The organism is Gordonia amarae NBRC 15530 (assembly GCF_000241345.1).
Classification (GTDB): domain Bacteria; phylum Actinomycetota; class Actinomycetes; order Mycobacteriales; family Mycobacteriaceae; genus Gordonia; species Gordonia amarae.
In genome coordinates this window covers 1-20,876 of sequence record NZ_BAED01000033.1, presented here as the reverse complement: position 1 = coordinate 20,876, position 20,876 = coordinate 1, and the positions used below count along the sequence as shown (strand labels likewise).

Sequence of the window (20,876 nt, the reverse complement as noted above, 5' to 3'; positions counted from 1 at the left end):
CGGGAGGCAGCGGCTTTCGTTGTCACCGGGCGGGGGGAGCGGTCCGGGTCAGCGGTTACGGGCGACGGACACGATGGTCAGCCGTCCCGACTGATGCTGGGTGCCGTACACCGCGCCCGTCGCCGGGTCGACCGCGATGGTGTGGACAGGTGCCCCGGTGGGCACGGTGGCGATGACCTTCGCCGAATCCGCGTCGAGCACGGTGATGGTGCGCTTCTGCAGGTTGGCGGAGTAGACCAGTCTGCGCTGGGCGTCGATGGCCAGCTTGTTGGGGGAGGTGCTGGTGGCGACGGTTTTGCTGACGGTCAGCGAATCGGGGTCGATCACCAGGAGTTTGCCGGTGTCGAAGCTCGCGGCGAAGATACGGCCGGTGGCCGGGTCGACCTTGGGCCGGGTGTTGGACGGTGTGGTGATGCGTTTGATCACCTTGTCGGTGCGGGTGTCGACCACGGCGAGGTAGTTGGTCTTCTTGTTCAGATAGTCGGCGTTGCCCACGTACAGGCGGTGCCGCTTGGCGTCGAGATCGACGAACGACGGCCAGGCGATACCGCCGATCTCGGCGATCTTCCGCCCGGTGACCGTGCTGATCACGGCGACCCGCGAGGCGTTGTTGAGGGCGACATAGGCCCGGCCTGTGGTGGTGTCGACGACGCTGCCCATCGGGTGCATGTTGGGCACCGAGACGAGGTTGCGGGCGCTGGTGGTGCGGGCCGACATGTCGACGACGGTGACGCCGTTGGCGTGCGAGTTGGACACCACGAGCTTGCCCCGCTTGGTGTCGAGCGAGATGCCGTCCGGCACCTGCAGTGTGGGGATGATCGGGGCATTGCCGACGGGCATCATGCCCCACGGCTGCGGCGTGAAGTCGATCGAGCGCACCGGGCGGCGCGTAGCCGTGCTGAACACGGTGACCTTGGGCTTGACCACATGAGGATCGAACGAGACGTCGCTGCCGCCCTTGGTGCTCATCACGAAGTCGTCATCGGTGATGAACAGCGAACGCCGGGAGTTGTCGTAGGCGAGCTCGCCGCCGCTGCCCACCCCGGCGGGCACCGACGAGACGCGGAACGACCAGCCCGCCGCGACCGGCGAGTTGGGGGCGGCCGCGGCCAGTGGTGCCTGGGCGATGCCCGGAGCAGCCACACAGAGCAATGCTGCCGTGAATAAAGAGATCCGGTTGCGGCGAAGACTCATGACCGACATCGTACACCCGTAATTAGCATTACCTAACCCCGATCTCCACCTATTTTCGGGGATTTGTGAGACTGTTTCGTATGGCCTTGTTGAATTCTCAGACCCTGGATCGCCTGACGGGTGTTCGGCGCGATATCCATGCCCATCCTGAACTCGCCTTTGAAGAGACCCGGACGGCCGATCTGATCGCGCACTATCTTCGCGGCCTCGGAATCGAGGTGCATACCGGAATCGGCGGAACGGGTGTGGTCGGCGTCATCGGTGACCGGGCCGCCGGACCGGTGGTGGGGTTGCGCGCCGACATGGACGCGCTGCCGATCCACGAGGTCTCCGGCCGGGCGCACGCCTCCACCACTCCGGGCGTCATGCACGCGTGCGGCCACGACGGTCATGTCACGATGCTGCTCGGCGCGGCCGAGATACTAAGTGCGGCAGAACAATCAGTGGGAGCTGTGGTGCTGGTCTTCCAGCCGGCCGAAGAGGGGGCCGCCGGCGCTGTGGCGATGCTCGACGACGGGGTGATCGAGCGTTTCGGGATCGAGGAGATCTACGGGGTGCACAACATCCCCGGCATCCCCGCCGGACATTTCGCGGTCCGTCCGGGCACCCAGCTCGCCTCCTTCGACCACCTGGAGATCACCATCGAGGCGCAGGGTGCGCACGCGATGGCGCCACACCACACCGGCGACGTGATCGTGGCCGGGTCGGCGCTGGTGACCCAGTTGCAGACCATTGTCTCCCGCAGGCTTGATCCCTTTGTCCCGGCGGTGGTTTCGATCACCCAGTTTCTGGCGGGCGAGACCAACAACGTCCTGCCGCCGCAGGCCGTGCTCCGCGGCACCGCCCGCTGCCTGAGCGCCGACGCCCGCGACAAGATCGAAGGGATCGTCGGTGAGATGTGCGCGGCGGTGGCCGCTGCCCACGGGGTGAGCATCGACCTGACCTATGAGCGCCGGTACCCGTGCACGGTCAACGATCCCGGATGCGCGGCCCGCGCCGCCACGGTGGCGTCGGCGGTTGCCGGACCGGACAAGGTCGACCCGAACACCACCGGAATCCTTGCCGCGGAGGACTTCTCCTTCTTCCTGGAACGGATACCGGGCGCCTACGCCTTCATTGGTAACGGGCCCATCACCGACGAGTACGGGCCGGTCCACAACGCCGCGTATGAGTTCAACGACGACATCATCGGAGCCGGATCGCAGTTCCTGGCGGACGTGGCCCAAGCCGCGATCGCGGATAGGTGCTGACCCCGGATCGGCAACACTGACTCTGTCCCCGTTGATCGAAAGAGCAACGGGGACAGTCTGTTTTCGGCAGGTGATCGGTCAGGTGGCCACCTCGCGTTCCAGACCGAGGATGGTCTGCTGTGGTGTGGTGAGCCGGTACAGGGTGCCCATACCGGTGATCACGGCGGCGATCACCACGCCGGCGAGAATGACGTACATCAGCGCCAGCTGGGTGCGGACGGCTTCGAGAGGGTCGACACCGGCCAGGATCAGGCCGGTCATCGCCCCTGGAAGAAAGACGATGCCCAACGCGGCGGTCTGCTCCACCTGCGGCGAAATCGCCGTTCGCAGAGACGATCTCACAACACGACGGGAAGCCCTCGGGACACTCATCCCCAGAGCCAGCCCGGCTTCGATCTCGGCCCGGTTCTCGGAGACGGACTCGGCCACCCGGCTCGCGGCGACCACGGCCGATTTCATCGAATTACCGATGACCATCCCGGCCACCGGAACAATAGAACGACCGTCCACCTCGAATATGTGAAATCCGAAAATAATGGCCAGACTGACCACCGCGATGGTGATATTGGCGACGAATGACACCGACAACAACCCCGGAACGTTCGGGGCCCTTCTCCGCACGGTGAATGTCGAGAAACCCACAATTCCGGCGACCCAACACCATGACCAGATAAGGGGCGTATCCGGGTCGACAATGGGCACCAGGGCTGCGCCGACGATCAGCATCTGGATCAAAGATCGACCCACCGCGACGACGATCGGGCGGTTCAGCGACAGCCGTTGCTGTGCGGTGATCCCGAGCGCTGCCCCCACGAAGATGAGGGAGGCGGCAAGCCCGAGCCAGCCGACGGTGGACCCGGCCATCAGCGGCTCCCGTCGTCGTGCCCGGAGACGGGCAGCCCGGCCGGCGGACCCGCATAGGTCAGGCGGCCATGATCGAGCCGGATGACCTGGTCGGCGATCCGGTGCATCTGGCCCATGTCGTGGGTCACCCACACCACTGGCGTGCCGCCGGCGGCGAGCTGTACCGCGAGATTCTCCAGAACCGCGGTCGAGGCCTCGTCGAGGGCGGAGGTCGCCTCGTCGGCGAGCAGCACCTCCGGGGCGGTGGCCAGCGCCCTGGCCAGGCACAGCCGCTGGGCCTCGCCGCCGGACATGGTGTCAGCAACGCGGTTCAGCGCGTCGACGGGCAGGCCTACCCGCGTCAGGAGTGCGGCGGCGTCACTGTCGGACAGCCGCGGATCGGCGGTGCGCAGATTGTCGGCCACGGTGCCGGCGAAGACCGTCGGTTTCTGGAACACCATCGCCACCTTTCTGCGGAGGGTGCGCGGGTCGAGGGTGGCCAGGTCGGTGCCGCGGTAGGTGATCGCGCCGGTGGTAGGGGATTCGAGCAGGTTGAGGCACCGCAACAGGGTCGATTTGCCTGATCCCGACGCCCCGATGACGGTGGTCACCCCGGAGCCGGGGATGTCGGTGGTGACCTCGTCGAGCAGTCGGGTGTTGTCGCGGGTGACGGTGAGGCCGTCGATGCCGAACAGTGCGCTCATGTGTCACCATCGGTCGTGTTGTCCGAGTCGGGGGCTACCGGGGAGGCCGCCAGCCGCCCGCGGAGATCGGCCAGCAGCCTGGTGGCCCGGTCGGCGCGTTTGGTGTGCCGGGCCGCGACGGCCAGCACCAGCGACTCCAGGACGATGATCGTTGTCGCATGGGTGGGTGACTGCGTCGGTTCACCGCGTCCGGCGCCCAGCACCACCGAGGCGCGCGGATCGGCGGTCAGGCTGTCCTCGGTCAGCTGGATCACCGGGATGGCGAACGTGACGGCCTGATCGAGCAGGACGTCGACCTCGCGGGTGCGGTCGTAGGCCATCGCCACCACCGCGTCGCCCTCGGTGAGTCGGCTCAGCTCGTCGGCGAAACCCTGGCCCGTGGCGGTCATCGCGGTCGAGGGAACCCCCGCCCGGCGGAATTGGTGGGCGGCGTAGCCGGCGAGGAAGCCGCCGGGGCCGAAACCGACGACGCACACCCGCTTGGCCTTGCTTGCGATGTCGACGGCCTTGAGCAGCGACTCCTCATCGATCCGCCCGGGCAGCGCGTTGACCGCGTCGCTGCGTTCGCGGATCAGCCGCATCGTGCCGACCTGATGCCCGGCGCCGAGCGAGGCCTCCAGGCGGCCGGACATCGAGAGTTCGGCGGCAAGGGTTTCACGGAGCACCGCCAGGCCGTCGAAACCGAGTTTGCGCACTGTGCGGATCACGGTGGCATCGCTGGCGTCGGCGGCCTCGGCCAGCCGGGCCGCCGACAGGTGGCCGACGCTGTGGGGGTGGTCGGCCATGAACATGGCCACCCGTGCCTCTGCGGGGGTGAGACCGTCGAGACGTTCGGACACCAGGGAAGCGAACGACATGTAGTGAACACTACCCCATAAGTTTCTGATGTAGTAGTGACTACACGGCGAACGTCCGGTGACACGACGGCACCCCCGGCGGCCGGATGAACCGGTGGCCGGGGGTGCGGTGGGAACAGGTGTGAAGGATCAGCCGCGCTTGACCGAGAGCACGGTGATCTTCGAACTCTGGAACTGGGTCGAGAACACCGTGCCGGTGCGGTCGTCGACGGCGAGCGTATGCACGCCGACGCCGGCGGGGATGGTACCGACGACCGAATTGTTCTTCAGATCGATGACGGTGAAGCTCTTCTTGAACAGGTTCGCCGTGTACGCGACCCGCCGCTTGGAGTCGATGACGATCTTGTTGGGCGTGGAACCGGTCTGGATCCGCGAGACGATGGTCAGCGAGTCCGGATCGATCACCGCGACCTCGCCGGTGGCGAAGCTGGCCGCGTAGACCTTGCCGGTGGCCGCGTCGACGGCCGGCCGCGAGTTGGCCGCGGTGGCGATCTTCTTGACGATCTTGTTGGTGCGGCTGTCCACGACGGTCAGGAAGTTGATCTTGCCCTTCGTCTTGATGTCGGCGTTACCGATGTACACCCGGTGGCGGGAGGAATCGATCGCGATGAACGACGGGCTGTAGATGTCCTTGATCCGGGTGATCTCGCGACGGGTGGCGGTATCGATCACGGCCACCTCGTTGAGCGACACGTTGGCGATGTACGCACGCCCGATGGACGCGTCGGCGGCGATTCCCATCGGGTGGTCGAGCTTGGACTTCACCATGTCGCCGGGGGTCGCGGCACGCGCGTTCATGCTGACGATGGTCGCGCCGTTGGTCTCGGCGTTGGTGGTGAGCACACGCCCGCTTCTGGTGTCGAGCGCGATACCGACCGGGATCTGCTTCATCGGCATCTTCACCGGGACGGACTTGCTGACCGGGACCGAGTTCGCGGGCAGGTTGTTGTAGCTGATCGAGCGCAGCACCTTGCGGGTGTCGGTGCTCAGGACCGACACCTTGGGGTTGAGCGGATGCGGGTAGGGCAGGACCTGACCCGTGCGCGGATCCTTGTAGTTGTAGTCGTCGGAGTCGGTGACGAAGATCTTGCGGCGCTGCTGGTCGATCGCCAGCTCGGCACCGTCGGTGACGCCGGCGTTGATCGAGGTCTGCGAGTACGTCCAGCCGCCCGCGAGCTTGGCGCTCGCCGGGGCCGCGGAGGCGGGGGAGCCCAGGGTTGCCGCCACGACGAGTCCGGCGACCACCGGAGCACCCACGTAGCAAACTTGTCGGATTCGTCGTGAATTCATGGATCGGACATTAGCAGGGTTCAGCAGCATGGGTAAGGGTGCCCTTTCTTACAGGTGATCGGGGTCCTACGCGGTCTGCCAGACCGGGATGATCAGTGGCGTCTGCGATTCGGGGTCGTCGATGATGCGGCAGGCGAGCCCGAACACGTCGCCCACGAGTTCCGCGGTCACCACGTCGGCGGGCGCACCGGCGGCGATCACCTCCCCGCCGCGCATCGCGATGATGTGGTCGGCGTAGCGGCAGGCCTGATTCAGGTCGTGCAGCACGGCCACCACGGTCCGGTCCTCCTCGCGCTGCAGCCGCCGGCACAGGTCAAGGAGCTCGACCTGGAAAGCGATGTCCAGGTAGGTCGTCGGCTCGTCGAGCAACACCAGCGGGGTTTCCTGGGCCAGCACCAGGGCCACCCACACCCGCTGGCGCTGACCACCGGACAGCCGGTCCACGCGTTCGCCTGCTAGATGGGCGACGCCGGTGGCCTCCATCGCGGAGGTCACCGCATCCTCGTCGGCCTGCGACCACTGCCGCAGGAACTGCTGATGTGGGTACCGGCCGCGGGATACCAGTTCGGCCACGCGGATGTCCTCCGGCGGGATCGACGTCTGCGGCAGCAGGCCGAGGATCTTCGCGACCTGTTTGGTCGAGTACTTCTCGATCGACTTACCGTCGAGGACAACCGAACCGGCCGTCGGCTCGAGGAGCCGCGACAGGGCGCGCAACAGCGTCGACTTGCCGCAGGCGTTGGGGCCGATGATCACCGTGAACTTGTTGTCGGGGATCTCGACGGTCAGATCGCGGGCGATGGCCTTGTCGCCGTAGCCGAGGGTGAGGCCTTCGGCGCCGAGCCGGGTGGAGATCGCGGTCATTGTTCCTGTCTCATCTCGCGGTACAGAAGGTAACAGAGGTAGATGCCGCCGAGGCATACCGTGATCACGCCGACGGGCAGCACTCGGGGTGAAAAGGCACGCGCGGCAACGATATCGCCGACGACGAGAAGCAGTGAGCCGATCAGGGCGGTGATGGTCAGCGGGGTGCGCCCGCCGCCGACGAGCCTGCGGGCGATGTGCGGCGCCGACAGTGAGATAAACGCGATCGGGCCGGCGACGGCCGTCGCCGCCGCGGTCAGCGCCACACCGAGGACCGGCAGACCGATCTGGGACGCCCGCGATTCGGCGCCCAGAGCACGTCCGAACTCCGGGCCGAGCTCGAACACCGGGTGCCGGCGCGACAGCGCCGCGACCCCGGTGATCAGGACGACGATCACGCACAGTGCGGGCGTCGTCATCTGCCAGGTGACCGTCTCCAGGGTTCCGGCGCCCCACTGGGCAGCCGACATCGCCTCGGACAGGTCGGCCCGCAGGATCAGCCAGTAGTTGACCGCCGCCAGCATCGAACTGATCGCGACACCACAGATCACCAGCCGGAAACCGCCCACACCCTGCCGGAAGGCGAGCGCGTATACGACGGCGGCGGTGGCGATTCCGCCCGCGAGGGCACCGCCGGCGGTGGCCAGGTAACTGCCCGAGAACAGCAGCGTGACCACCAGCGCACCGGTGTACGACCCGACGCCGAAGCCGATGATGTCGGGGCTGCCGAGCGGGTTACGCGTCAGGAGCTGAAAGATGGCCCCGGACAGGGCGAGTGCGGCCCCGAACGCGAGGGCGGCCAGCACCCGCGGGGCCTGCCACTCCCGGATGGCGAGCTCGGCCGCCGGATCTCCGGTACCCAGCAGCGCCTTGACCACGCCCATCGGAGACACCGTGAGGTCACCCGAGCCGAGCGCGACGATCGCCATCACCACGGTGGCGAGTGCGGCGACGGTGCCGACGATCACCTCGCGCCGGTCCCAGCGTCCCGACAGTCCGCCGACACGCCAGCGGATCACGGGCCGCCCGAAATCGATTCCACCGGAATGATGTACGACGAGGCCGGGCCGCACGGCCCGGTCTCCGGGGCTCTTGCGTGTCGATGTCATGAGGTTCCTGACGACAGTCTGCGGACCAGGATTACCAGGATCGGGGCGCCGACGAAGGCCGTCACGATCCCGACCGGCACCTCGTCGGGCCGCACGAGGACACGGCCCACCACGTCGGAGACGAGGACCAGCGCGGCACCGCCGAGCATCGAGAACGCGGTGAGCCACCAGCCGCCCACACCGGCGAGCATCCGCACGGCGTGCGGCACCATCAGGCCGACGAAGCCGATCGGCCCGGCCGCCGCGGTCGCCGCGCCACACAGCAACACCACCGCGATGATGGTGAGGAGGCGGACCCGCCGCACCGGCACACCCATCGCGGTGGCCAGGTCGTCGCCCATCGAGATCGCGTCGAGCGGCCGGGCCAGGCTCATCGCGAGGATCGCGCCCACGACCACGAACGGGAGGACGGCGAGCAGGACCGAGTTGTCTCGGCCGATCAGCGAGCCGACCTCCCAGATGCGCAGGGCGTCGAAGGCGTCGGGGTTGAGCAGGCCGATGCCGCGGACCGCGCCGGTGAGCACCGCGGTGACCGCGACCCCGGCCATGGTGACCCGCACTGGCGTCATCCGTCCCCGGCCGGCCGAACCGAGACCGTAGACGATGGCCATCGCCGCGACCGCACCCGCGAAGGCGAACCAGATGTACGACCACGTGCTGGTCAGACCCAGGAAGCCGACGGCGACCGCCACCGCGAACGACGCCCCGGCGTTCACGCCGAGGATCTGCGGGTCGCCCAGCGGATTACGCATCAGCCGCTGGATGAGGGACCCGGCCATACCGAGGGCGCCGCCGACGACGACCGCCAGCAGTGCCCGCGGGATGCGGTAGCCGACCACCACCTCCTGGTCGCGGTCGGAACTGCCCGCATACGCGAACAACGCGTCCCAGACCTGCGCCGCCGACACCGGCCGCGCCCCGACGAACAGGCTCAGCCACGCCAGCAGCACCACGACGAGTGCGAACCCGAACCACCACAGGGCGTAGGTGCTCCCGCGCCGGCGGTTGCCCGCATGGGCGGAGACCAATGCCGGTGCGTCGTCTTCGGGGCGCCGGACGAGGCCTGCGGGGTACTCGGTCACGCGATGAGACTAACCGACGATTGTCGTAAACACTACCCAAATGCTGTAGCGCGTCGCGTACGCTACAGTCTGTCGGTGTGTCACCCCGGCGACACCAGCCCGACGCCGGAAACCCCGGGACCACATGTCCCGTGTTGCCGGAGATCACCCACAGAAACGGTGCAGACAGTGCGAATCCCCATGCGGCCGGCGGGAACCTCGGCGCGATGAGCGACGTCAGCGACGCGATCATCCACATCGGTCCGCGGCTGGCGGTCGCGCTCGTCCTCCTCACCGCGCTGGCCGCCGTGGTCAACCACCTCAGCGGCAGCGGGATGGCGACAGCCACCGTCCGGGCCGTGCTGCGCGCGATCCTGCAACTCGGCGTGCTCGCCCTGGTGGTCACCGTCGTCATCGACGTGCTGTGGGCATCGATCCTGTTCGTCCTGGTCATGGCGGCCGTCGCGGCCTGCACCTCGGCGGGACGGGTCACGGGTAGACCCGGAGTGATCCGCCCCGAGACGATGCACGCCGCGGTGCTGTGCCTGATCCCGGTCGGGGCGCCCACCCTGGTGATCGTGGCGCTGCTCGTGGCCACCGGGGTGCTGCCGATGACCGGACTCGCGATCATCCCGACCGCCGGGATCATGTTCGGGGCGGCGATGAACACCACCTCCCTCGCCGGAAAACACTGCCTCGACAGCCTCGCCGAACGGCACGGCGAGGTGGAGGCCGCCATGTCGCTGGGCTTTCTCATCCGCGAGGCCCGGCTGGAGATCTGCCGTCCCGCCGCGGCCACCGCGCTGATCCCTGCCCTCGACCAGACCCGCTCGGTCGGCCTGGTCACGATTCCGGGGTCGTTCGTCGGCATGGTCCTCGGCGGCGCCTCGCCCGCCGCCGCCGCGGCCATGCAGCTGTTCGTCCTGATCGCCCTGCTCGCGGTCAGCGCCATCGCCTCCGCGCTCACCGCCGAATTCGTCGCCCGCGGGCTGCTGGCCAGGGCCGTCGTAGCGGCGTGAACCCGCCGGGCCGCGTACTCCGGGGCGGGTTCGCTGACAGCGATCAACCCGGACGGCGTTTTTGCACCCTGGAACCTTGAGTGCTGGCACTCGCATGTATAGAGTGCTAGTGGGCACTGTACGAAGCCACGGCACCCGCGACGACGCGGCTACGGGACAGGGCGCCACCCACGTACGTATCGGAACACCGATCACATACTCAGTATCGAAAGTTGAGGACGCACATCGTGGCGAGCGTGAACATCAAGCCGCTTGAGGACAAGATCCTGGTGCAGGCAGTCGAGGCCGAGACGACCACCGCGTCGGGTCTGGTCATCCCCGACACCGCCAAGGAGAAGCCGCAGGAAGGCAAAGTCATCGCAGTGGGCCCCGGCCGCTGGGACGACGAAGGCGAAAACCGCATCCCGGTCGACGTCAAAGAAGGCGACACCGTCATCTACAGCAAGTACGGCGGCACCGAGATCAAGTACTCGGGTCAGGAATACCTGATCCTGTCGGCACGCGACGTGCTGGCCGTGATCGGCTGACACACCCGGCGCAGCGGAGACCATAAGCGTCCCGCGCCACCTGGCCATTCCGCCCCGGAGCCCGCACAGGGGCCCGGGGCGGACGGCTATCCGCGGCCCTGAGTTCCCGCGGATCACCCACACCGGCCACCGATCCCAGGCCGGCACACCCCTCACTACCGAAAGCAACCCATGGCCAAGCACATCGAATTCGACGACACAGCTCGCCGGGCCCTCGAACGCGGCATCAACGCCCTCGCCGACACCGTCAAGGTCACCCTCGGACCCCGCGGCCGGCACGTCGTGCTCGAAAAAGCCTTCGGCGGACCCACCGTCACCAACGACGGCGTCACCATCGCCCGCGACATCGACCTCGACGACCCGTCCGAGAACCTCGGCGCCCAACTCGTCAAGTCCGTCGCCACCAAGACCAACGACGTCGCAGGCGACGGCACCACCACCGCCACCGTCCTCGCCCAGGCCATCGTCACCGCGGGCCTGCGCAACGTGACCGCCGGTGCCAACCCCATCGCCCTCGGCGCGGGCATCGGCAAAGCAGCCGACGCCATCAGCGCCGAACTCCTGCGCGTGGCCACCCCCGTCGACGGCGAAACCGCCATCGCCCAGGTCGCCACCGTCTCCTCGCGTGACGAAGAAGTCGGCACCATGGTCGGCAAAGCCATGGCCACCGTCGGCGCCGACGGCGTCGTCACCGTCGAAGAAGGCTCCGGCCTGCACACCGAACTCGACATCACCGAAGGCGTCCAGTTCGACAAGGGCTACCTCTCGCCCTACTTCGTCACCGACCACGACAGCCAGGAAGCGATCCTCGACGACGCCCTCGTGCTGCTCTACCGCGACAAGATCAGCTCCCTGCCCGACTTCCTGCCGCTCCTGGAAAAGGTCGTCCAGGCCGGAAAATCCGTGCTGGTCATCGCCGAAGACGTCGAAGGCGAACCCCTCTCGACCCTCGTCGTCAACTCCATCCGCAAGACCATCCGCGCCGTCGCCGTCAAGGCGCCGTACTTCGGTGACCGCCGCAAGGCCTTCCTCGAAGACCTCGCCGTGGTCACCGGCGGCACCGTGATCTCCACCGACATCGGCGTCACCCTCGCCGACGCCGGCCTCGAACTGCTCGGCTCCGTCCGGCGCGCCGTCATCACCAAAGACAACACCACCCTCGTCGACGGTGCCGGCACCAGCGACGAGATCGCCGCCCGCGTCGAACAACTCAAGCGGGAGATCGAGAACAGCGACTCCGACTGGGACCGCGAAAAGCTGCAGGAACGCCTGGCCAAACTGGCCGGCGGCATCGCCGTCATCCGCGTCGGCGCAGCCACCGAAACCGCCCTCAAAGAGCGCAAGCACCGCGTCGAAGACGCCGTCGCCGCAGCCAAGGCGGCCGTCGAAGAAGGCATCATCCCCGGCGGCGGCTCCGCCATCGTGCAGGCCGCCAAGGTGCTCGACGAACTCGCCGACACCCTGCCCAACGATGAGGCCCTGGGCGTTCGCGTCGTCGCCACCGGGCTCAAGGCGCCCCTGCACTGGATCGCCACCAACGCGGGCCTCGACGGCGCCGTCGTCGTCGCCAAGGTCGCCGACTCCGAGAGCGGACACGGCTTCAACGCCGCCACCCTCACCTACGGCGACCTGCTCGCCGACGGCATCATCGACCCCGTCAAGGTGACCCGCTCCGCCGTCGTCAACGCCGCGTCCGTCGCCCGGATGGTCCTCACCACCGAGACCGCCATCACAGACAAGCCGGCGCCCGCGGCCGACGCGCACGCCCATCACGGGCACGCGCACTGAGCTGAATCTGCGGTGAGATAGGGCTGCGCTGGCCCCGTTCTTCACTCCGACCACGCGGGGCTCGTACCTCGCTCGCGTGTCGTCGCTCCAGAACGGGTCGCTCCGCCCTATCTCACCGCGCGGCCAAACATGGTGTCGCGTTGGCAGCGGCCTGTTGAGCAACGTCAGCCGGAGGGGATCTCCTCCCTGTGGGTTACCGTCAGCCGGTTGAGGTGTGAGGAGCGTTAGCGACGAGCCTCGAAACCTGGTGAGCTGACCGTGTCAGCAAGAACGAGAAGGGGCACCCGCGTTGGCGGGTGCCCCTTCTTGCTTGTCGCTGTCAGGCGATGCGGCGGCCTACGCCACGCTTCATCAGGATGCTGCGTTCGGACTCGCTCAGCCCGCCCCAGATGCCATACGGCTCGGCAACCGCGAGAGCGTGCTCGCGGCACTGGGCGATAACAGGGCAACGGTGACACATCTCCTTGGCACGTCGTTCGCGCTGGGCCCGGGCCCGGCCACGCTCGCCATCGGGGTGGAAGAACATCGACGAATCCACACCCCTGCACAGTCCCTGCATCTGCCAATCCCAGATGTCAGCGTTGGGGCCGGGAAGATGATTGGGCTGAGGCATGGCTGCAACTCCTTGTTCGATCTGGCCGCTCTGGCCGGTGCATGAAAAAACACTAAATCCGTGAAAGAAACGGAGTCAATATGGCTCCAAACCGGACAAAAGGTTCCAAAGATTCCCCAATTGTTAACGGGATGTTGTATGGTCCGCACCCGTCGGGGCGGCATTGTGCGAGGGGTTTCATACCACCGAGTGGGCAAGGACTTTTATTGTGGCAGAGCATGATCCGCCGATTATGGCCGGCTACTCACCGGTAGCCGCAGTACCTTTTCAAAAGTTTCTTGTCCTGTATCACGTAACCTGCATGACATGAGCACAACATGCGGCCGTCACCTTTGGCCCCGATTAACCTTTGGGTCCACCGTGTTAAATTCGTGCAAACTGTATCGATGAGAGTGACGTTTGCCACGATTTCCGCTGATCACAAGGGGTTTGGTGACTGAATCAGGGACTCCGGATGGGCCGACTTCATCCGCCGGCCGCCGCGAACGCTGGCGTGCGGCAGTGCTACAGGGGGCCGTCGGCTACGCCGCCCGTGCCGACACCGGGCTCGAAGCCCTCGCCGCCGACGCCGCGCGAGCGGGGGACACCCCGATCGAATCGCTCTGCCGGAGCACCAGGGCCTCATTGCTCCGTCAGGCCGGCGGCCACGACAAGGCCCTGATCCTCGACGCCCGGGCGCTGTCGGTGATCGGGTTGCCGACGGGCGAGGGCGCCACCGACGACGGATGGGCCTACGCTGCCCGGCTGGACGCACTCGTCGGACTCGCCGCCGACAACCTGGGCCGGTTCGCCTTCGGTGCGTCCATGCGTCTGCTCGGCCGGGCACGAACCCTCGCCGGGCCGGTGACCGATCCGGCCACCGACCGGGAGGCCGGTGGCTCGGAAGCCGCTGACTGGGAGGCCATGGATTGGGAATGCGGCGTACGCCCGCGCCTGCGATGCGAATGGGTCAGCGCCGAACTCGACCTCTACCGCGGTGACCCTGCCGCGGCGCGGACTCACGCGCAGGCCGGACTGGGCCTGCTGGAGACCCTGCCCGCCGACCGATACACCAGGCATCGCGTCAAGACGGAACTCATCGCCGCGGCCGTCGACGCCGCCGCCGGACGGACCGACGCGGCGATCGAGCGCGGACAGCGATGCCGGCAGATCACCGCGGCCTCCGGACTGCTCCCGCTCGAATGGGCCGCGACGGCACTTCTCGGCGGCCTCGTGTCCGACCCCGGCATCGCCGCCGACAACCAGCGTCTGCAGGCGGAACTGACACGGCGCGGGATGTCATTCGGCCGGTGATGCAACCTCGCTAAGGTGTGTTGGGTTACCGGTGCGGAAGGGCGCCGGCTGACAGTCCTGGCCGACCGAGGTCACTTCCCGGACCGAGTGAGATCACGGACACGCAACAAAGCTGCATGAAACTGCTGGTAGTGGCCGCTACGACTATGTAACACGGAGTTCGTAACACGCGATGAAACTGACAGATGGTGAGTTGGACGAAGCGGTCCGCGCCGCACGGCAAGGTGACCGTGCGGCACTCACGTCAGTTCTCGAAAGTGTGCAGGAGCCGATCCTGCGGTACTGCCGAGGACGTCTGGGAGTCGGAGAACGGCATTTGTTCTCCGCTGATGATGTCGCGCAGGAGGCGTTGATGGCAGTGATGACGGCGCTGCCCCGCTATCAAGAGCAGGGCAGGCCCTTCATGGCCTTCGTGTACGGAATCGCATCGCACAAGGTTGCCGACGCGATGAGGGTGGCGGGCCGGGTCCGATCCGACCCCGTGGAAGACGTTCCAGAAATGTCCACGGGCGTCGCGGGTCCCGAACAACTGGCCCTCGACGCCGACGCCGGCCGGCAAATGCGAGACCTCCTCAAACTGCTCCCGGAGAAACAACGCGAAGTACTCGTCCTGCGCCTGGTCGTCGGACTGTCGGCAGAAGAAACCGCCGCAGCCGTCGGGTCCACGGCGGGCGCGGTACGAGTCGCACAACATCGGGCACTGGCCCGGCTCAAGAAACACATCAGTAAGGCAGGTGATCCGCGATGAACAACCACGACCAGCAGTGGGACGACCATGACCCGGATCTGACTGCCGACAACGGACAACTCGACTTCAACGCCCTCCGGGCCGACGACGAGTTCCTCAACGCGCTCTCGCGTGACGCACCCGTTCTCACCGGAGACGACAACGAGTACCAGCTCGCTGTCCTCCTGTCCGGGTGGCGGCACGAAAGCCTGTCCCAACCGCTGCCACCGCTGCCGACCGTCGACGAGATCGAACACGCGATCGCCGCATCCGAACCGCCCCGCCGCGGACGCCGCGCCATGCGGCACCTGCGGGTGGTCTCCGGTGCCGCCGCCGTCGCTGTGGTCGCCGCCGCAGGCCTCATCGTCGTGTCCGAAGGCGCCCAGCCGGGCGACACCCTCTGGGGAGTCAAATCGGTGGTCTTCGCCGAGCAGGCCCAGCAGACCAAGGCCATGGTCCAGGCCAAGGACAACCTCGAACAAGCGCAGTCGGCCGTCCAGACCGGCGACCTGTCGTCGGCCAACAGCCTGATCTCCAAAGCCTCCGAAGACCTGAAACCGGTCAAGGACGAGGAGACCCGGCGCCGGATGAAAGAGTGGATCGAGCGGCTCAAGGACGACAGCGCAGAAAAAGCCACCAGCAGCAGCAAGGCGAGCAAGAGCAGCAAGCACAAGAGCACCTCGGCCAGCCTCACCGACGAGACGACCGTCACCAACGATCCCGGCACCACCGACACCGATCCCGGCGACCGTACCGACACCACGGTCACCGAATCCGAGACGGTCGACCGGTCCGAGACCGTCATGCTCAGCCCGCCGAGCACGCCGCCGTCGACCAGTAAGCCGCCCACCACCACGGTGCCGCCGACGACCACGGCCAGCAAGACGACCGTCGAGCCGACGACCCCGGACGAGACCCCCGACCCCACCGAGGCGGAGACGACCTCACCGTCGAGCTGACAACGCGGCACCGACGTTCGAGTACAACAACGGCAATGCCGGCACCGTGGACCGCGGTGCCGGCATTGTCAACAGTGCAATGGGGTCAGTGGTCGTGGCCGCCGATGAAGTGGCCATGCGCGTCGGCGTAGCCGCGGCAGTAGTCCCACGTCACGTAGTCATCGGGCCGCGGATCGACAGCCGGCTCGTGCGGGCGCACCGTGCCGTCCACCAGCAGCTGCAGCAGATTTGCCCGCAGCATCTCCCAATCGTGGTAGTGATCCTCGCGGCAGTCCTCACACATCACCACCAGACCGCGCACACCCCGAGGGGCCAGCAGCGCCTCATACACCGCCAGATCGGCCAGATCCTCCTCGACGGCCATCCGTTCGCTCTCATCGAGCGGGATACCGGGTTCGATCGCGTCCAGCGCGGCCGACGGGTCGCTGGGATCGCCCGCGAACGGATCTGGCGGAAGGCCGGGTGGGAAATGATCACGCACGAGTCCACGGTAACCGATCACCCACCCCACACGGTGTATCCGTCGGATGTGTAAATGGGGCGGTGGCTGTGTAAATGGGGCGACCAAACAGGTCGCTGCTTTGGCATTGGCCTCTTACCTGTGGGTTGTGGTGTGGTTGGCACGATTCATGGTTGGGGTGCGGGTGCCGATACGATGGAACGATGACGCACGTTCACACCGGTGGAGACGATCCCGGCAAGGTCGCGATGCTCGGCCTGACCTTCGACGACGTCCTGTTGCTGCCGTCCGCATCGGATGTGATCCCCAGCGATGTCGACACCTCCTCACGGGTCACCCGCAACATCACCCTCCGGGTGCCGCTGGTGAGTTCGGCGATGGATACCGTCACCGAGTCGCGGATGGCCATCGCCATGGCCCGCGCCGGCGGCATGGGTGTCCTGCACCGCAACCTGTCGATCGAGGCGCAGGCCTCGCAGGTGGAGACCGTCAAGCGGTCCGAGGCCGGCATGGTCACCGACCCGGTGACGTGTTCGCCCACCGACACCCTCGCCGAGGTAGACGCGATGTGCGCGCGTTACCGCATCTCCGGTCTGCCCGTCGTAGACGCCGCCGGTGAGCTCGTCGGCATCATCACCAACCGTGACATGCGGTTCGAGGTCGACCAGGAACGCCCCGTCTCCGAGGTCATGACCAAGGCGCCGCTGATCACCGCGCAGGAAGGTGTGTCGGCCGAGGCCGCGCTCGGCCTGCTGCGCCGCAACAAGGTGGAGAAGCTGCCGATCGTCGACGGCAACGGCAAACTCACCGGCCTGATCACCGTCAAGGACTTCGTCAAGACCGAGCAACACCCGCTGGCCACCAAGGACTCCGACGGCCGGCTGCTCGTCGGCGCCGCCGTCGGTACCGGTGGTGAGCAGTGGACCCGCGCGATGGCCCTCGCCGACGCCGGAGTCGACGTGATCATCGTCGACACCGCGCACGCCCACAACCGGCTCGTGCTCGAGATGGTCGCCAAGCTGAAGGCCGAGGTGGGGGACCGCGTCGACGTCGTCGGCGGCAACGTCGCCACCCGCGAGGCCGCGCAGGCACTCATCGACGCCGGCGCCGACGCCGTCAAGGTGGGCATCGGCCCGGGCTCCATCTGCACCACCCGCGTCGTCGCCGGCGTCGGCGCACCGCAGATCACCGCGATCCTCGAAGCGGTCACCGTCTGCCAGAAGGCCGGCGTACCGGTGATCGCCGACGGCGGGCTGCAGTACTCGGGCGACATCGCCAAGGCGCTCGCGGCCGGTGCGTCCACCGCGATGGTCGGGTCGCTGCTCGCCGGCACCGCCGAATCGCCGGGCGAACTGATCCTGGTCAACGGCAAACAGTTCAAGAGCTACCGCGGTATGGGCTCGCTCGGCGCCATGCAGGGCCGCGGCCAGGGCAAGTCGTACTCCAAGGACCGCTACTTCCAGGACGACGTCCTCAAGGAGGAGAAGCTCGTCCCCGAGGGCATCGAGGGCCGGGTCCCGTTCCGCGGGCCGCTCAGCCAGGTCGTGCATCAGCTCGTCGGCGGCCTGCGCGCCGCGATGGGTTACACCGGCTCGGCCACCATCGCCGACCTGCAGCAGGCGCGGTTCGTGCAGATCACCGCGGCCGGACTCAAAGAGTCCCATCCGCACGACATCACCCTCACCACCGAGGCGCCCAACTACTATTCACGCTGACCGCGTTCGTGCCCGAGGCGCCCGACGGCGTCCCGGGCACGACCATGTGAGCTCCCCGTCACCAGCAGAAAGGCGCAACGGTGCGTGACCTTGTCGATATCGGAATGGGCCGCACGGCCCGGCGGACCTACGAACTCGACGACATCAGTGTCGTACCGTCGCGTCGAACCCGCTCGTCCAAAGATGTGTCCACCGCCTGGCAGATCGACGCCTACCGGTTCGACGCCCCGATCCTGAGCCACCCCACCGACGCGCTCGTCTCACCCGAGGTGGCGATCGAACTGGGCACGCTCGGCGCGCTCGGCGTCATCAACGGCGAAGGTCTGTGGGCCCGGCACCGGGATGTCGAGAACAAGATCGACCAGCTCATCGATGTCGCCACCACCGACCCCGATCCGCGGGCCGCCGTGCGCTGCCTGCAGGAACTGCACCGGGCCCCGCTCGACCCCGAACTTCTCGGGCAGGCCGTGGCACGGGTCCGCGAGGCGGGCGTGACCACCTCGGTGCGGGTCAGCCCGCAGCACGCCCCCGAACTCACCCCGGCGCTGCTCGCCGCCGGTGTTGAACTGCTTGTCGTGCACGGCACGATCATCTCCGCCGAACATGTCGCCCAGACCGACCGGGAAACCGGCGAATCCGGTCCGCCGCTCAACCTCAAGACATTCATCTCCGACCTCGACGTGCCGGTGATCGCCGGTGGTGTCCACGACCACCGCACCGCGCTGCACCTGATGCGCACCGGCGCGGCAGGTGTCATCGTCGGCTACGGTTCCACCGCCGGATCAACCACCACCGGTGAGGTTCTCGGCATCGGTGTGCCCATGGCCACCGCCATCGCCGACGCAGCCGCCGCCCGCCGCGACTACCTCGACGAGACCGGTGGCCGGTACGTGCACGTCATCGCCGACGGCGACATCCACACCTCCGGCGACCTCATCAAGGCCATCGCCTGCGGTGCCGATGCCGCCGTCCTCGGTACCCCGCTCGCCACCGCCGCGCAGGCCCCCGGCCGCGGCTGGTACTGGCCGTCGGCCGCCGCCCACCCCGACACCCCGCGCGGTGCGCTGCTACAGGTGGCCACCGACGAGGACCGTCCCGAACTGGCGCAGGTCCTGCGCGGACCGTCCGACGATCCGTACGGCGAGCTGAACTTTGTCGGTGCGCTGCGGCGCGCAATGGCCAAGGCCGGTTACTGCGACCTCAAGGAATTCCAGAAGGTGGGTCTGTCGGCCCGCGCGTGACGCTGTAGAGCTCCGCACCGCCCTCCGCCCCACCGCCGGTTGAGGTGTGAGGAGCGTTAGCGACGAGCCTCGAAACCCGGTGAGACGACATTGTCAGCTCACCGGGTTTCGAGGCTCGCAAGCTCGCACCTCAACCGGCGAGGGGGTTCAGTCGAGGCCGCGGGCGGTGAGCGTGTCGGCGAACCCCTCGGCGGTGCGCAGGGCGGCGATCACGATGGGTGCCACCAGGATCCGTGGGCCCGGGCGCAGTCCGCGGGCCTTGCGGGCCTCGTCCACCTCGCGCACCACCTCCACCATCAACGGGATGGCGCGGATGGTCAGCGCCAGCGCCATCGCCAAGTGATCGACGGGAAAACCGAAGCGCCGCAACGGGTTCATCGCCCTGGTGAGGGCATCGAGGGTATCGGTGGTGCGGGTCGTGAGCGTCACCACGGTGGCCAGCGCCATCGACGTGACCAGGACGCCGCACACGATCACCGCCCGCTCCCAGCCGGTGAAGATCGTCTGAAAGACGAAGATCAGCACCAGCATCCACAGCATCGGCCGCAGCTGCCGCCACGCGGTGAGCGGCCCGACGCGGGCGAGCGCGTACACCGCCGCCACACACCCGGCGGCCACGGCCAATGACAGCAGCGAGCGCACCGTCAATGAGATCGTCAGAATCATCGCGGCGAGCGCGACGAGTTTGATCCCCGGCGGCATCCGGTGCAGCGGCGTCGAACCCGGGCGGTACACCCCGAGCACCGTCATGCGGCCATCATCTTCCTGTAGAACGCGAGCGCGGCGGCGGGGGAGTCGTCGGCGGCCACCCGGCCGTCATCGATGACGATCACGCGGTCGAAGTCGTCCACGAAGTCCAGGTCGTGCGTGACGACGATGAGCTGTTCGTCGAGCCCGGCGAAGGTGCGCCGCAGCAGCCCGGCGTTACGTAGGTCGAGCAGAGTGGTCGGTTCGTCGGCGACGATCACCCGCGGCTCGGTCACCAGGATCGACGCCAGCGCGAGAAGCTGTTTCTGCCCACCCGAGAGCCGGTTCGCCGGATGGTCGAGATGCCCACCGAGGCCGAACCGGGTGAGCACCTCGACGGCCTTGCGCGCCCGTTCGTCCTTGCCCAGCGACGTGCGCCGCAACGACAGCTCGATATCCTCACGCACCGTCGGCATGATGATCTGCCGGTCCGGGTCGGAGAAGATGAATCCGACGTCCCGGCGCACCTGCCGCTTGTTCTTGGCCACATTCAGGCCGTTGACGGTGACGGTCCCGGCGTCCGGGACGACCAGGGCGTTGAGCATCCGGGCGAGGGTCGACTTGCCGCTGCCGTTGGCGCCCACGATCCCGATGCGACGTTCGGTCAGGGTGAGA

At 67.6% G+C, this 20,876-nt stretch carries 21 protein-coding genes; 9 read left to right on the top strand and 12 right to left on the bottom strand.

Annotated elements, in window-relative coordinates; all coding sequences use genetic code 11:
- Positions 1 to 48: 48 nt before the first annotated feature.
- A complete protein-coding gene (locus GOAMR_RS08710) occupies positions 49 to 1,194 on the bottom strand; it encodes a YncE family protein (protein WP_138943649.1) in 1,146 nt (381 codons plus the stop codon).
- Positions 1,195 to 1,274: 80 nt separating this feature from the next.
- Between GOAMR_RS08710 and GOAMR_RS08705 the strand changes: the two genes are divergently transcribed.
- The gene (locus GOAMR_RS08705; protein WP_005185748.1) at positions 1,275 to 2,444 is read left to right on the top strand and encodes an amidohydrolase; all 1,170 of its coding nucleotides are present in this window, start codon (positions 1,275 to 1,277) and stop codon (positions 2,442 to 2,444) included.
- A 78-nt stretch (positions 2,445 to 2,522) separates the two neighbouring features.
- On the opposite strand, the gene GOAMR_RS08700 is transcribed toward GOAMR_RS08705, so the two are convergent.
- The 7 genes from GOAMR_RS08700 to GOAMR_RS08670 all read right to left on the bottom strand — a co-directional run bounded on the left by GOAMR_RS08700 (position 2,523) and on the right by GOAMR_RS08670 (position 9,193).
- Entirely contained in the window at positions 2,523 to 3,308 is a 786-nt protein-coding gene (locus GOAMR_RS08700; protein WP_005185745.1) for an ABC transporter permease, read from the bottom strand.
- Positions 3,308 to 3,991, bottom strand: coding sequence for an ABC transporter ATP-binding protein (locus GOAMR_RS08695; protein ID WP_005185726.1), 684 nt, complete (start codon positions 3,989 to 3,991; stop codon positions 3,308 to 3,310). The genes GOAMR_RS08700 and GOAMR_RS08695 overlap by 1 nt, the downstream gene beginning before the upstream one ends.
- Positions 3,988 to 4,848 (bottom strand): MurR/RpiR family transcriptional regulator, encoded by an 861-nt coding sequence (locus tag GOAMR_RS08690; protein WP_005185723.1) that lies wholly within the window; start codon positions 4,846 to 4,848, stop codon positions 3,988 to 3,990. The genes GOAMR_RS08695 and GOAMR_RS08690 overlap by 4 nt, the downstream gene beginning before the upstream one ends.
- Positions 4,849 to 4,977: 129 nt before the next feature.
- Positions 4,978 to 6,105 carry a YncE family protein gene (locus GOAMR_RS08685; RefSeq protein WP_005185720.1) on the bottom strand — a complete coding sequence of 376 codons (1,128 nt, stop codon included), beginning with the start codon at positions 6,103 to 6,105 and terminating at the stop codon, positions 4,978 to 4,980.
- Positions 6,106 to 6,204: 99 nt separating this feature from the next.
- On the bottom strand, positions 6,205 to 7,002 hold the full coding sequence (locus tag GOAMR_RS08680; RefSeq protein WP_005185719.1) for an ABC transporter ATP-binding protein: 798 nt from the start codon (positions 7,000 to 7,002) through the stop codon (positions 6,205 to 6,207).
- Entirely contained in the window at positions 6,999 to 8,111 is a 1,113-nt protein-coding gene (locus GOAMR_RS08675) for a FecCD family ABC transporter permease (protein ID WP_005185718.1), read from the bottom strand. Before GOAMR_RS08675 ends, GOAMR_RS08680 begins: the two co-directional genes overlap by 4 nt.
- Positions 8,108 to 9,193, bottom strand: a complete 1,086-nt coding sequence (locus GOAMR_RS08670; protein WP_005185713.1) for a FecCD family ABC transporter permease — start codon at positions 9,191 to 9,193, stop codon at positions 8,108 to 8,110. Before GOAMR_RS08670 ends, GOAMR_RS08675 begins: the two co-directional genes overlap by 4 nt.
- Positions 9,194 to 9,399: 206 nt before the next feature.
- Here GOAMR_RS08670 and GOAMR_RS08665 point away from each other — a divergent pair, with 206 nt between their 5' ends.
- The 3 genes from GOAMR_RS08665 to groL all read left to right on the top strand — a co-directional run bounded on the left by GOAMR_RS08665 (position 9,400) and on the right by groL (position 12,506).
- Complete coding sequence (locus tag GOAMR_RS08665) at positions 9,400 to 10,191, top strand: ABC transporter permease (protein ID WP_005185711.1); 792 nt, start codon at positions 9,400 to 9,402, stop codon at positions 10,189 to 10,191.
- Between the two features lie 227 nt (positions 10,192 to 10,418).
- The gene (groES, locus tag GOAMR_RS08660) at positions 10,419 to 10,718 is read left to right on the top strand and encodes a co-chaperone GroES (RefSeq protein ID WP_005185709.1); all 300 of its coding nucleotides are present in this window, start codon (positions 10,419 to 10,421) and stop codon (positions 10,716 to 10,718) included.
- A gap of 171 nt (positions 10,719 to 10,889) precedes the next feature.
- Entirely contained in the window at positions 10,890 to 12,506 is a 1,617-nt protein-coding gene (groL, locus tag GOAMR_RS08655; RefSeq protein WP_005185707.1) for a chaperonin GroEL, read from the top strand.
- Between the two features lie 319 nt (positions 12,507 to 12,825).
- Here groL and GOAMR_RS08650 read toward each other — a convergent pair whose 3' ends face one another.
- On the bottom strand, positions 12,826 to 13,119 hold the full coding sequence (locus GOAMR_RS08650; RefSeq protein WP_005185705.1) for a WhiB family transcriptional regulator: 294 nt from the start codon (positions 13,117 to 13,119) through the stop codon (positions 12,826 to 12,828).
- A gap of 501 nt (positions 13,120 to 13,620) precedes the next feature.
- Between GOAMR_RS08650 and GOAMR_RS08645 the strand changes: the two genes are divergently transcribed.
- From GOAMR_RS08645 to GOAMR_RS08635, 3 genes are all read left to right on the top strand, one after another.
- Entirely contained in the window at positions 13,621 to 14,412 is a 792-nt protein-coding gene (locus tag GOAMR_RS08645) for a hypothetical protein (protein ID WP_005185704.1), read from the top strand.
- Between the two features lie 172 nt (positions 14,413 to 14,584).
- The gene (gene shbA, locus GOAMR_RS24105; RefSeq protein WP_083836897.1) at positions 14,585 to 15,160 is read left to right on the top strand and encodes an RNA polymerase sigma factor ShbA; all 576 of its coding nucleotides are present in this window, start codon (positions 14,585 to 14,587) and stop codon (positions 15,158 to 15,160) included.
- Complete coding sequence (locus GOAMR_RS08635) at positions 15,157 to 16,098, top strand: anti-sigma-D factor RsdA (protein WP_005185702.1); 942 nt, start codon at positions 15,157 to 15,159, stop codon at positions 16,096 to 16,098. Before shbA ends, GOAMR_RS08635 begins: the two co-directional genes overlap by 4 nt.
- A gap of 85 nt (positions 16,099 to 16,183) precedes the next feature.
- On the opposite strand, the gene GOAMR_RS08630 is transcribed toward GOAMR_RS08635, so the two are convergent.
- Positions 16,184 to 16,579 (bottom strand): DUF5319 domain-containing protein, encoded by a 396-nt coding sequence (locus GOAMR_RS08630; RefSeq protein WP_040514787.1) that lies wholly within the window; start codon positions 16,577 to 16,579, stop codon positions 16,184 to 16,186.
- A gap of 182 nt (positions 16,580 to 16,761) precedes the next feature.
- On the opposite strand from GOAMR_RS08630, the gene guaB reads away from it, so the two are divergent.
- Positions 16,762 to 18,273, top strand: a complete 1,512-nt coding sequence (gene guaB / locus GOAMR_RS08625; RefSeq protein ID WP_005185700.1) for an IMP dehydrogenase — start codon at positions 16,762 to 16,764, stop codon at positions 18,271 to 18,273.
- Positions 18,274 to 18,353: 80 nt separating this feature from the next.
- Entirely contained in the window at positions 18,354 to 19,514 is a 1,161-nt protein-coding gene (locus GOAMR_RS08620; protein WP_005185699.1) for a GuaB3 family IMP dehydrogenase-related protein, read from the top strand.
- A 147-nt stretch (positions 19,515 to 19,661) separates the two neighbouring features.
- Here GOAMR_RS08620 and GOAMR_RS08615 read toward each other — a convergent pair whose 3' ends face one another.
- Both GOAMR_RS08615 and GOAMR_RS08610 read right to left on the bottom strand, forming a co-directional pair.
- Positions 19,662 to 20,264: an energy-coupling factor transporter transmembrane component T family protein gene (locus GOAMR_RS08615; RefSeq protein ID WP_005185698.1), complete on the bottom strand. Its 603-nt coding sequence runs from the start codon at positions 20,262 to 20,264 to the stop codon at positions 19,662 to 19,664.
- A partial coding sequence (locus tag GOAMR_RS08610) for an energy-coupling factor ABC transporter ATP-binding protein (protein ID WP_005185696.1) occupies positions 20,261 to 20,876 on the bottom strand: 616 nt, incomplete at its 5' end. The genes GOAMR_RS08615 and GOAMR_RS08610, both read right to left, overlap by 4 nt.